The organism is Wolbachia endosymbiont of Anopheles demeilloni (assembly GCF_018491735.2).
Lineage (GTDB): Bacteria > Pseudomonadota > Alphaproteobacteria > Rickettsiales > Anaplasmataceae > Wolbachia.
The window spans coordinates 68,867-81,371 of sequence record NZ_CP084694.1; the positions used below are offsets into that span (position 1 = coordinate 68,867).

Here is a 12,505-nt window from a genome sequence, read left to right on the forward strand (position 1 = left end):
AGTTTTGCGAGAGACTGGCTGGGGAAGTTCCGCTGGTCTACTCTCCTGGAACTTTACCGCTAGGGTATGATGTAAAAGATAAAGAATTAATAATAAATGAAAAAGAAGCAAAAACAGTGAAGCATATATTTGAAAGATATTTGGAGCTGAAGTCAATGGCAGAATTAGCAAAGGAGTTGAATAATCAAGGTTACAGAACGAAATCAGGTATCTTTAAAAAGGCAAATGTGAGAAGAATAGTAACAAATCCAATATATATGGAAAAAATCAGACATTATGCAAAAGAGTATGAGGGAAAGCATGAAGCAATAATAGAAGAAGAAAAACGGCAAAAAGCTCAGGAATTGATAAGTAATCAGCCATATAGAAAAGCAAAATATGAGGAAGCACTGCTAAAGGGAATAATCAAGTGCAAGAGCTGTGATGTAAATATAACGCTGACATACTCAAAAAAAGAGAACAAAAGGTATAGATATTAAGTATGCAACAATCACTTAAGGGGAAAGAATTGTGAATCAGTAAATCGAACTATAGTAGCTGGGGAAATAGAAAAAGAAGTGATGAAAAGAGCCGAATGCTTATATGGGGATGGAGAAAATTTAAGCTTCAGAGAACAGAAAGAAGTAGTGAAAAAGTTAATAAAGGGAGTAATGGTGAGAGAAGATGGAATAGAGGTGCATTGAATCAGAGGAAAAATTTATACCAATAAAGAAGAAGGGAAAGAAATGCACAGTAATTGAGCTAGAAGGCAAAACAAACAATGCGTTACTGAAAGCAGTGGTAAAAGCCCATCTGTGGAAACGGCAACTAGAAGAGGGAAAATACGAAAGTGTGAAGGAGATGAGTAAGAAAATTAATATAGGTACAAGACGTATACAACAAATTTTAAGATTGAATTATTTAGCACCAAAGATTAAAGAAGATATAGTAAATGGGAGACAGCCAAGGGGTTTAAAGTTAGCTGATTTGAAGGAAATATCGATGCTGTGGGGTGAGCAGATGAAGAGATTTTATGAGTTTAAGCACACTGTCTGCTAATAAAAAATAATTTCCTTAGAAGAATCTATAAATTGTTAAATCTTTTCTAATTCCTAGATCTCATTTTGGAGAAATTAATAAACTTAACACTTCCGCTAAACTGGATAAATTGATTGCAAAAAAACAAGATTTTCAATGAGTTGCTTGTATAGGCGACCTTTCATAGGTAACAAAGCTAACCCTCCTGCTATTTCTCCTTACCTTGAGTTATAATTCTGCCCTTGATTCATTACAACTTCAGCATTGCTATTTTCAAGTGAATTTGCAGGACTATTACAACAGTATATGACTGCAGCAGCAATTAAACAACAAACTCCAACTGCTATTCCTACTGCTAACATTCCTGAGCAAACTACAATAGTTATTCCTAAAACAATTCCAGCTATTGCAAGTGCAGAAGCTGCTGTAACAGGCAGTTTGCTTCTTTTCGTATTTTGTAATAAAGCAGGGTTATTTTTATTTAGATCATTAGATTTTTTGTGATTACCTTGAGTATTACTTACTTGATCAGAATCTCTATTAGCTATAAAAGGTATTTTTATTGGTGTTAGTTTTGCATCTAACCGAATTTCACTTAAGTTGCTATAAGATAACTTTTCCTGTTCATCTTGTTCATACTCATCATCAGGAGATATAACATGTTCTTGTATCGGTGTTTTTTGCAGTTGTTTTGCATAATCCTCGATTGCCTTAACTTTAAGTAATTTGTTAATGATAATTTTATATTCCTGAAGTGTTGGTATATTTCTAGTATAATTAGGTAAGAATTTCTTAATACTTTCAGTAAATTTCCGATTGATTTCTGCTAAAACCTTTTGCTGTGCAGGTGTAATTTTTTCAGGACGATCAAGATCTATTGTATCTATTATAAAATCTTCAATCAAATTGATTCCCAATTCTGAATTGTTTTGATCATCTTGAATTAATTTGCTAGCTAAAATTTCTACAAATTCTGTAATATTTCCCTCAGTGATAAAGTTTAGTTGATTTTCCAGTTTTTTTTCTTGTTGCAAATATTTATCGCACTCTTCCTTTAATGGTTCATTAATTTGATTTATGCTGTTGATAATTTGACTCCATGTACCTTGAGTACAGGCATTAGAACGTTTGCCCTCGTATGTGGTTGCTGCCTCATATATTTCCTCTAGCAACAAAAATTCTTTTTGTGTTTTCCACATTTCTTCTATTTTAAATCCACTAATCTCCTGAAACAGTTTATTCACTTTCTCAGTACTCACATCATTTAATAATTGATGAAATTCAGCTTTAGTAGTTATTTGTTCTTCAGTAATATTATGCTTTCTAAGTTTTCGTTGTATGGTAGATAACTTGTTTTTTACTGCTTCTGGGTTCTGTTCTGCAAGTGCAGTAAGTAATTCCTGTCTCTCATTGCGTGAAATATCAGTAGAGGTTTTATCAATTAGCAACTTAATACAACCTATGGATTGAGGTATAGTAATTTTTGCATCATCACTCGTATAATCATATTGCAGTTCTATAGTAGATATTGCTTCAGTATATTTACCTTTGTTATCTTTAATTAAATATTTTTTGTTGCAATTCTTGGCGACCTATTTTAACTATTTCTTCAATATAAGATTTATTACTTAGTGCAGTTTTTTCTTTTTTTTTTCATTAGGAGTTTTTTCCCATTTTCACTCAGGCAAAGTAACCCTACTTTTACCTTGTTTTCTTGACACTCCTGAGAGAATAATTGAGAAATATTTTCCATATAAGAAGTTGCAGCTTGCTCTAATTTATCCTTGCTATCTGGTAGAAGTTCTACTAGTTTTTTAACAGCAAAACGTGTTCTCTTAGATACTTCTTTTAAATGGACAGACTGTTTATTTTGTGAGATATTCTGTGGTTAAGTAGTTCTTTCAGGCTCTTCTGCAGGAATCAAACCATGGCTAAACAGAAATTTTGCATTACATGGGAATGACGATACAAATCAAGTACAGTCTCTCCATGTTCACTTCTTGAATTAATTAAGAAAGGGTATTTCTCAGATTGCTCTAGTATATATTTAAGCCAGTCTCCATTGTTATCCGATCTTGCTATATCAAAGATCATTTTTTTATATTATCTGCATTTACAGTATTAGAAGATTGATTTTTATATTCATTTTTTAAAAAGTAATAAAAAGCTTTGCACTCATAACTCGAATTCAATTTAACATGTTCGACATTTAATTTTTGTCCTCTATTTTTAAATGAGTGTTCAAGTTGAGCCAGGTCTTTTATGCCTTTAGCACTAAGTCTATGGTCCATAAATAAGAGGCGTGTAAATTTTTTTAGAGTATGAGATTTTTCTAGAAGAGCCTCTATAACCCCACCACCAATCTCGCACCAGTTTAAGTTTAGGTATTGAGCTTCTTCTAGATTTGCGGACTTAATAAAATCCTCAATGTAATGATTAAAAGCCTCTCCATTATCTTTACCTTCACTTTGAAAAGAAAGCTTTTTGATATTTTTTGGATTCTTTTTTAACCATTATATCAATTGACTTACACTTACTTTAGTGAATCCGCCGAATTGTTTTAATATTAAAGTAGCAGGCATTACGTATCTCTCTATCTTATAGTTATAACAATTTTAGCTAATATTTTAATGATTGTCAACTCACTCTAAAATTGGTAAAAAAGTTGATTAGGCTAACTTTTCCATACGCATTTCATAGCACATATTTATCTATTTAATCTTTTAACATATGAGATAAGACCGCTTGTGGAAAGTGTAACAAAGAAACGTTTTAAAACATGAATCTCATTTAGCATCACAAAAAATCCGATTATTGACTTTTTCTAAAACGCAAAAAAGTACCTACATTTTTGAGAACAATTAAAACAAAAGCAGCGTTGTAAAAATAAAAGCATAAAATTGTTACAACAAAGTTAAGTAGATTAGTTCATATGTAGATGAAATGGGCTAATGTAGCTAGTTTTAGCGTATAGTAAAATTATTATAAAGAAAAATTCGCACGTATTGAGCGGAAGTCCAACGCATCCCAAAACAAACTCTTCTCTCACTAGCTAGTTTTGGGTTCTGGAAATGGCTGTGTAATTTAGGTTTTTAGTGATGTGTGAGATTAAGTGGGTATTAATTTATTTAAAAATAGAAAGGATCAGTTAGTACATTAAAGTAAAAAAATAGAAGTATTTTTGCAAGCACTGGCTTTAGTTTTTAAAAATACTAAAACATGCAAAAAGGTTCTTGTTCTGCTAGATTTCTTTAGCTATAGTGGACTTTAACATAATAAATATATGAGATGTTGAGTCAGATGCATTGTATTATGTACATCATTCAGAAAGCAATCTTGGCTTTTTTAAGAATATATCTAGTTTAGTAAGAAATCAAAAGAAAAGCACACTGTTACTCAGCAATCAAAGTTACTTGGAATTAACTTAAGGTTTCTACAGCAAATTGGTTTGGTACAGCTGCATAAGAATCAAATGTTGAAACCAATCTTTAGAAAAGAGGTTTACGACAAAATCATCAAAATATGAATATTAAAATATAGGGGGCTTTATGTTAGGTAAAGAAAATACAAAGGAACAAGTAATAGATAATCAATCTAGGTTAATAAGAATGCAAAAACAAAAAGAAGACACACTACTATCTAGCAGTCAGCAAATATTAAAGCTGCCAGAAGGTTTTACAATAGGAAAAGCAATTGGAGGAGGAGATTGTTTCTTTGATGCAGTTGCACAGGGACTTAGACAGCTTAGGCCTGGCATGGAATTTACTGTTAAGTCTTTACGTCAAGTTTGTAAGAAGCTAGCTTTAAATGATCAACAATTAAGAAAGCAAGTTATACAGGATGCTAGAAAGCTTGAGGGTTATGGAGTAATACTTCCGCAGCCTGGTATTAATGATGATGAATTATGGAGTGCTTACTTGGATAGCATAGAATATACTGTTGAAGATATAGAAAAAATGAAGAGCACAAATCTACCCTTGCATCAAGCATTAACTGGCTCAAAGTATGGAAGTACATTACAAGCTCCTATATGGGGTAGGGTTGAGATTGAGGGAAGGCTAATTTGTAAAAAGTATAATGTCAAGCTACATGTTATAGAGAGCAATCCATGGTATACTAATGATAATCAACAAGAGCCTTTTTTGCATCAATTAATAGATGATTCAGGTTTAAGAAATATAGGTGGATATGATAAAGTTGATTATAACGATGGTAGTATCTTGCATATAATAAATGGAGGATATTCTCATTTTGAGCCAATACTCAGAAAGGAAGTTCAGCAACCATTACCTTATTCTGACCTAACTCAAGTTCAGAGTATGTTAAAAGAACTGTCCTTGGAGCAAATATATGAAGAACTTATTAATACTATAGAGAACTGTAGTCTTTTAGAAATGGAAAAGCTTGAAAAGCTAAAAGTTTTTTTTAGAGCACATCCAAGGTTGGATTTTAATTGTCAGGTTAATCAACGTGGTGATACACTGTTACATATTGCTGTTTGTAATGACGAGTTAGAAATTATCAGGTTTCTATTTAGAAAAAGAGCTAACGCTAATATTTTAAACATGGAGGGTAAGACTTCCATAGACATCGCTAGAAGTAATAACAGGAAGGGTATTGCTAAGAACCTGTTCATAATCTTTTCAGAAGCAAAGCAGCGAAAGCAAGAACGACCATTTGCAGGCTAGTGTTGAGTTTCCGCTCGCAATTTTTCCAAAGTCGCCTACATTTTTGCAACCAGGCAAAAGAAGATCTCTCAACATTTGTCCTCTTCCTGCAAGACTTCAGATCTGCTACAATAATCTCAAACTTTCCTCGACTTATATCACTTGGATATAAACTTCCCATATCCTACTTTATCCTCTCATTCTATCCCTTTTTTGAGATCATGTACAGGTTCTAAGCAAATTTTCCTACAATAAGTAAATTTGCCAAAATGAAATTTTTAATTAAGAAACCTTATCCGAAAAGTTATTATGTCAATATAAGAATTAACATTATATTAGCATATAAGTACTAACGTGCTATTAGTTTTATAATTAAGGAGTATATTATGACAAACCCTATACTAAACCCTCTATTTCAATGGAAGGCACTTCATGATTGCTATAGAGAATGTGAAGAAAAGTCCCCAGGTAATAGTTGGTGGGTAACAGCAGAGCGAAATAATTGCAAGTGGTACTGTCGTCTGAAAGATACTCATGGCTTATTTAAATCTGATTCACAAGAAGAGTCGACACCTATTGATATAAGTAGTACATTCAGAGAGATTGGAAATAAATTCTATGATCTCGCAGATTCAATGTTGTTCTATAGTAAAATAAAGGATCAAAGTTCAATTAGTAAGTCTACTTTTGTAGACTTACTCTCTCATATTGACTCAACTGCAGAGCTGAAGTGCTAGTGCCTGATTTTTTTACTGACTTTCCATATTTTCAGGAAGAGGAGAACCTATTAACTCCATCTTGGTCTGTTGTACCACAATGTTAGTACAGCAACTAAAAGGGTGTCATTCCAGTGCGTGACACTGGAATCGAGAAAAGAAGCCATTATCAGTTACTTTCATGACAACCATTTTGTTTTTATGGTTGTATTTCTCTCATCTACCTATTTTGCCACCCTGATGAGTAGATATATTAGCATATATTTAATAGAGTTTAGCTCTTCACTAAACGGGTACCCAATTGTTCAACACTATCAATTTTAATTTGTAAAGTATCCTTTACAAACTTGTTAGCCTGTTCTGTACTCATAAAAGCTACCCATTTATTAGGCATTAATTTTTCCATATCGGCTCTATTTTTTTTATCTTGCAAATGAGGTTCGCAAATATAGCTATACTTTTTAAAATCTAGAAGTTTAGCAAAGCCATCACGATCATTCTCATGGTGAAAAGCAACATTTATACATACTATTTCGTCCGTTTCTTGCAGCTTTGCATCTTTATCTATTACCTGTGCCTTAGCAAGCGCAACTGTAGGTTTATGGCCATAATTTGCTCCAATAACCCTTCTTATTGAATGTTCTATTGCTATTTTTTGCACTTCAGGATTTTCATCAAACTCTTTTAAAAAATTAAGGTGTAAGTTAATATATTCAGAGTATTTCAATCTGTGTTTTTTATGTATAGTTGGTTTGTAGGACAGTTCATTTGTAGGTGACTTATAGTTTGCAAGAAGCAATTTTTGTTCATACTGCTCATTAAATTCCTTTATCTTTTCAAAATGTCTTTCATATTGAGTCAATCCATCTTTCCATTTTTTCTCCATCCTTTTCAAGAATTCCTCTACTGGCTCTCGTTTGGCTAGAGTAATTTTGCGTGTAGCGGAATTTGTTTTTTCAAGCTAATCCAATATGGTAAGCAAACAACTTTCGCATCTTTCGAAAATAGACCTTCTAACTTTTTCACTGAATTGTATAAGTTTGCTGATTCTGTTTTATAATGCCCGCTATCATTGTCTATATAAGTTATTTTATCATTTACCACTTTCATTAAACCAGAACATAAAATTGGCCTACCACCTGCAAGAGTTGAATGACGATAAGCCCATTCGCTTTTGTTAACATTAATATGTTCATGAGTTACTAATTTTCCATCAAGCGTGATAACATAAGCTACACAACCTTTTTTACCCTTACTAATTTTATCAGTTGTATCATATAGTTTGCCTTTAAAGCCTTTTAACTTATTACCTTCCACTTCTGGCATTAAGTCCACGTATAATTTTCCTTTATAAGGAATTTTAGTATATTCTGCTTGGTCATCTGAAGTAAAATACTTAACTCTTGTATTAGTTCCAGGAATTTTTCTTCCTTCAACTCCAACTTCTGGAAACAAATTATATCGTGAAAAAAATAAGTAAAATTATTCTCTATCTAATACAGAATCTTATTTATGATACCAAAAACCTTTCTATTACCTAAATCAATAGAGAGTTGCTGTTCCTTTGGTACTGCTAGATGATTGGACTTTGTACCAGATTTGCCAAATTCTTTGGCAGCATATTTAAACTTTTCTAGTAAATATTCCTTACGTTCTTTTGATATTGACATTTTTACCTCACTCACTATTATTTTATCTTATATTATTTAAAACAAAAAGTCAATTTTTCTTAAGATATTAAGAAAAAAGTAACAGCAAAATAGCTAAACTGACTTAGATTTATCGACAATTTGAACAATCATCATTCCGCTACTTGTTAGCGAAATCTATGCTCGTACAGTTGTGCTGCCCAACAAACTTATGCTAAGCTGTGCTGCCACTAATTTTGCAACTGGTACTCTATAGGGCGAGCATGACACATAATCAACCCCTGATTTGATGAAAAACTCTATGGACTGTGGATTCGCTCCATGCTCTCCACATATACCAAGTTTAATTTCTTTTCTGGTTTTTTTGCCCCTTTCGATAGCTATTCTGATTAATTCCCCTACCCCTTTGACATCTAGCACCTCAAAGGGATCGTTTTTGAATATGTTGCTTTCCTTATAAGAATCGAGGAAATTAACTGAATCATCTCGTGAAAGTCCCATAGTTGTTTGTGTTAAATCATTAGTGCCAAAACTAAAAAATTCTGCGTGTTTTGCGAGTTTGTCAGCAATAAGTGCTGCTCTTGGCAGTTCTATCATCGTTCCGATTGAATAATTCACATCGAAATTTTTAGCTTCTTTCTTTACTAACTCGCATATCAGAACAAACTCTTTCTCGCTCATGATAAAAGGAATCATGATTTCAGGTTTCACTTCTATCTTCTTTTCTTTCCTTAATTCACTTGCAGCACTGAGTATTGCCCTAATCTGCATTTTATATATTTCAGGATGAGAAATAGCAAGCCTACACCCTCGATGGCCAAGCATTGGATTTTTTTCTGATAACTGTACTATTTTATTTTTTACCGATTCAACTGACTTATTCAGTGATTTGGCGATTTTTTCTATAATGGATTGATCATGAGGTAAAAATTCATGTAGAGGTGGATCAAGTAATCGTATAGTGACTTCCTTGCCCTCCATAATAGAAAACATTTCTTTGAAATCAGACTTTTGCATTTCTTCGAGTTTATTTAATGCATTTGCCCTTTCATTTTCATCATCAGCTATTATCAATTTTTGAATGAATTCGATTCTATCACTAGCAAAAAACATATGTTCTGTGCGACATAATCCTATACCTTCTGCACCGAATCCTTTTGCAATTTTTGCATCTTTTGGAGTATCAGCGTTCGCTCTCACTTTGATCGTTTTAATTTCATCTATCCAGTTGATTATCGTTTTGAATTCTTGCGATAATTCAGGTGAAATTGTAGGGAGAATGCCAAGCATAACCTCCCCTGTTCCTCCGTTGATGGTAATTGATTCACCTTTATTTACTTTTGTATCCCCTAAAGAAAAGAAAGTTCCATCTTTATCGATATAAAGTCCACTCACACTGCAAATGCATGGCTTACCCATTCCACGGGTTACAACAGCAGCATGCGAAGTCATCCCTCCCCGTGCTGTTACTATACCACTTGCAGCATTCATTCCATTAATATCTTCAGGACTCGTTTCTGACCTTACTAAAATCACTTTTTTGCCCTGCTCTGCAGCTTTTTCAGCATCACTTGCACTAAACACTACATATCCAGAAGCAACCCCTGGAGAAGCCGGCAGCCCCTTCCCTATTACTTTTTGGTCACCTTTAACGTCAAGAACTGGATGCAATAAATTGTCAAAAGTTTTTGGATCAATTCTCAATATTCCTTCCTCTTTTGTAATCGCTCCTTCGTTTACCATATCAACTATTATGCGAATAGCAGCTTCGGCTGTGCGCTTGCCAGACCTAGTCTGCAAAATCCATAACTTACCGTCCTGTACAGTAAATTCGATATCCTGCATGTCCTTATTATGCCTTTCAAGTTTTTCACATACCGCGCATAATTCTCGGTAGACACTTGGTAGCAACTTCTCCATGGTACTTTCTTGCTCCCCGTCAATTGGCATAGGAGTATAAACACCAGAAACCACATCCTCACCCTGAGCATTAACTAAAAACTCACCAAAAAGCTTTTTTTCTCCAGTTGAAGGATTTCGTGTAAATATCACACCAGTTGCTGAATTATCATTCAGATTGCCAAAAATCATTGCTTGTACATTAACTGCAGTTCCAAGGTTTTCAGGAATATTATTTATTTTTCTATAGGAAACAGCCCTATCATTTTTCCAAGAGGCAAATACTGCATTAACTGAGTTTAATAATTGCTCTTCAACGTTCTGCGGAAAATGTTTCTCAGTTTTTTCATATACTATCTTTTTAAAATCGTTAACAATTCTCTTTAAAACATCAACATCAAGATCAGCTAAGCTTTTTGCTCCACTCTTTTGCTGCTCATTATCAATAACATCTTGAAATAGGTGATGATCAAGCTGTAGTACAACATTGGAGTACATCATGATGAAACGGCAGTAGCTATCGTAAGCAAAACGTTTGCCACTTTTTTTTGCAAGCCCAACAACGGTTTCATAATTTAGACCAACATTTAAAATAGTATCAAGCATGCCCGGCATTGAATTCACACTACCAGAGCGTATGGAAACTAATAAAGGATTATTTGAATCCCCGAATTTACAACCGATGTCACCTTCGAGCATCGCCATGTAGTTTTTTATCTCGTTACGTAGATCACAAGACAATTCATTATCTTGACAATAGGCCTGACAAACAGCAGTAGAAATTGTAAAACCAGGTGGAACAGGAATGCCAATGTTACACATCTCTGCCAGATTTGCTCCCTTCCCTCCTAGTAGATTTCTCATTGCTGCATTGCCTTCACAGTTGCTTTGGCTAAAGTAATATATTAACTTTTCTTGCATTTTTTTCGGATTTTCACTAATATACATACTATTCTAATAAATTTATCAGGCAGGAGTAATAAATTTTGTAAAATTCAGCATAGCCAATACATTAAACAGTCCCTTTTCCTTTCATTCCAGTACTCTTTTCTGTCATCTCAACGACCTCTATAATGTCATCCCAGCGCATGACTCTAGAATCCAGTTTGTCCATAATCTCACCAAAAACGTTGTGTTTTAGCATAATTTTGTGCTCAATATGCTTATTTATAGTAAAGACTTCTGGATTACATCATCAAGTGCTGGAATGACACCGTCATACCTGTTGGAGTATGAATGTAGCCTTATCTCACACTCCTGTCATCCCAGTGCCCAAGCAACAAGGACAACATTGCAAATTTAGAGTTCAAAAGGGTTATTCCTCGAGAACTACTGCGTCAGAAAGCTGGCGTTGAATTTGTATATAATGTTGATCTTGGAGGTTTTTATGAATAATGAAGAACTACTAAAATACTTTAAAGCAGCAATAGGACAGTCAAGAAAGGAAAGCTTACGAGTGGTATACTTAGATCGAAGTGGTCATTTAATATATGAGTATGTTCAAGACTGTGGAACTATAGATAGAGTGCCTCTATATGTGAGGGAAATAATAAAACAGGGATTACTGATTGACGCATCATCTGTTGCAATTTCACATTTAGTTTTTATAACAGTGGTTTATTGTAATCTATAGACTGGAAGGAAAGTTCTCTAGCTTTCCTTCTTTTTTTCCACTTCATAAATTAAAAAATTCAATATAAGCTTGAACAGCTAAAATTAGTAATAAAAAGTGGAATTAGGCAAAAAAATAAAGGAACTTAGGTTATACTGTGGTTTAACACAAACTGAGTTAGGAAAAAGAATAGGTGTCTCATATAGGCAGATACAAAGGTACGAAAATGGTTCAAACCACATTTTGGCTAGTAGACTATACGACTTAGCAAAAGCTCTATCGATTAATGTGGATGATTTTTTTACTGATGTGCATGACGACTCACATGAAGCTTATGATGAGGAGATATTAAAATTAGTCAAAGGATACAATGAAATTAAGAGCAAAAGGTTACATAGTGTAGTTTATATATTAGTAAAATCTTTTTCTCAAAGTATATTATCTGATACGTAAAATGACCATACAACATCCTATCGATAAGCAAATAGGTGAAAGAATAAGGAAAAGAAGGCTAATATGTGGTTTTAGCCAAAGGGACTTAGGAAAAAAACTAGGAATTTCATTTCAGCATATATGAAACTGGAGAGGTAAGGCTTATAGTTGATAGGCTGTATAATTTGGCAGAAGCACTGTCTGTTGATATGTCATATTTTTTTACAAAAGCCTCTGAAGACTTGCATGATAAGGCCTTTCACAGCGATGTAGGCAGCGAAGAAATATCAAGATTAGTAAGAGAATATAGAAAAATTAAAGATGAAACATTGCGTGATATTGTGCATTCAGTGATAAAGGCTCTTGCGAACAAATAGTACAAATTTTAAAGTTCAGGTATTTTTTATAATATAAAACACTTCTACAAGCAATACTAATTAAGGTAAATTTTTTATGATAAACTTGACTGAATTCTAAAAACTGCTTTACTTTGCAATAACTAAGGCTATGTTT

At 33.5% G+C, this 12,505-nt stretch carries 10 protein-coding genes and 2 pseudogenes; 6 read left to right on the plus strand and 6 right to left on the minus strand.

What is annotated here, in order from left to right:
* Window positions 1-44: 44 nt before the first annotated feature.
* Window positions 45-1,038, plus strand: a pseudogene (locus JSQ73_RS00350) (recombinase family protein); the annotation flags it as partial.
* 197 nt (window positions 1,039-1,235) lie between these two features.
* Here JSQ73_RS00350 and JSQ73_RS00355 read toward each other — a convergent pair.
* The gene (locus JSQ73_RS00355) at window positions 1,236-2,465 is read right to left on the minus strand and encodes a TomO hydrophobic C-terminal domain-containing protein (protein ID WP_214250081.1); all 1,230 of its coding nucleotides are present in this window, start codon (window positions 2,463-2,465) and stop codon (window positions 1,236-1,238) included.
* Between the two features lie 2,100 nt (window positions 2,466-4,565).
* Between JSQ73_RS00355 and JSQ73_RS00360 the strand changes: the two genes are divergently transcribed.
* Window positions 4,566-5,705 carry an ankyrin repeat domain-containing protein gene (locus tag JSQ73_RS00360; protein ID WP_234301768.1) on the plus strand — a complete coding sequence of 380 codons (1,140 nt, stop codon included), beginning with the start codon at window positions 4,566-4,568 and terminating at the stop codon, window positions 5,703-5,705.
* Here the strand turns inward: JSQ73_RS00360 and JSQ73_RS00365 are convergent.
* A pseudogene (locus JSQ73_RS00365) lies at window positions 5,650-5,790 on the minus strand (IS5/IS1182 family transposase); the annotation flags it as partial. The gene JSQ73_RS00360 and the pseudogene JSQ73_RS00365 sit on opposite strands and share 56 nt — an antisense overlap.
* 280 nt (window positions 5,791-6,070) lie before the next feature.
* Between JSQ73_RS00365 and JSQ73_RS00370 the strand changes: the two are divergent.
* Window positions 6,071-6,421 carry a hypothetical protein gene (locus JSQ73_RS00370; RefSeq protein WP_214250046.1) on the plus strand — a complete coding sequence of 117 codons (351 nt, stop codon included), beginning with the start codon at window positions 6,071-6,073 and terminating at the stop codon, window positions 6,419-6,421.
* Between the two features lie 253 nt (window positions 6,422-6,674).
* Here the strand turns inward: JSQ73_RS00370 and JSQ73_RS00375 are convergent, their stop codons facing one another.
* The 4 genes from JSQ73_RS00375 to ppdK all read right to left on the minus strand — a co-directional run bounded on the left by JSQ73_RS00375 (window position 6,675) and on the right by ppdK (window position 10,896).
* Window positions 6,675-7,286, minus strand: a complete 612-nt coding sequence (locus JSQ73_RS00375) for a hypothetical protein (RefSeq protein ID WP_234301769.1) — start codon at window positions 7,284-7,286, stop codon at window positions 6,675-6,677.
* Window positions 7,287-7,321: 35 nt separating this feature from the next.
* Window positions 7,322-7,855, minus strand: coding sequence for a hypothetical protein (locus JSQ73_RS00380; protein ID WP_234301770.1), 534 nt, complete (start codon window positions 7,853-7,855; stop codon window positions 7,322-7,324).
* A gap of 38 nt (window positions 7,856-7,893) precedes the next feature.
* Window positions 7,894-8,070 (minus strand): hypothetical protein, encoded by a 177-nt coding sequence (locus JSQ73_RS00385; RefSeq protein ID WP_234301771.1) that lies wholly within the window; start codon window positions 8,068-8,070, stop codon window positions 7,894-7,896.
* A gap of 156 nt (window positions 8,071-8,226) precedes the next feature.
* Window positions 8,227-10,896: a pyruvate, phosphate dikinase gene (gene ppdK, locus JSQ73_RS00390; RefSeq protein ID WP_214250045.1), complete on the minus strand. Its 2,670-nt coding sequence runs from the start codon at window positions 10,894-10,896 to the stop codon at window positions 8,227-8,229.
* A 439-nt stretch (window positions 10,897-11,335) separates the two neighbouring features.
* Between ppdK and JSQ73_RS00395 the strand changes: the two genes are divergently transcribed.
* The 3 genes from JSQ73_RS00395 to JSQ73_RS00405 all read left to right on the plus strand — a co-directional run bounded on the left by JSQ73_RS00395 (window position 11,336) and on the right by JSQ73_RS00405 (window position 12,369).
* Window positions 11,336-11,581, plus strand: a complete 246-nt coding sequence (locus JSQ73_RS00395) for a JAB domain-containing protein (RefSeq protein WP_234301772.1) — start codon at window positions 11,336-11,338, stop codon at window positions 11,579-11,581.
* 96 nt (window positions 11,582-11,677) lie between these two features.
* On the plus strand, window positions 11,678-12,013 hold the full coding sequence (locus tag JSQ73_RS00400; RefSeq protein ID WP_214249755.1) for a helix-turn-helix domain-containing protein: 336 nt from the start codon (window positions 11,678-11,680) through the stop codon (window positions 12,011-12,013).
* 164 nt (window positions 12,014-12,177) lie between these two features.
* The gene (locus JSQ73_RS00405; RefSeq protein WP_234301773.1) at window positions 12,178-12,369 is read left to right on the plus strand and encodes a hypothetical protein; all 192 of its coding nucleotides are present in this window, start codon (window positions 12,178-12,180) and stop codon (window positions 12,367-12,369) included.
* The last annotated feature ends 136 nt before the right edge of the window (window positions 12,370-12,505 follow it).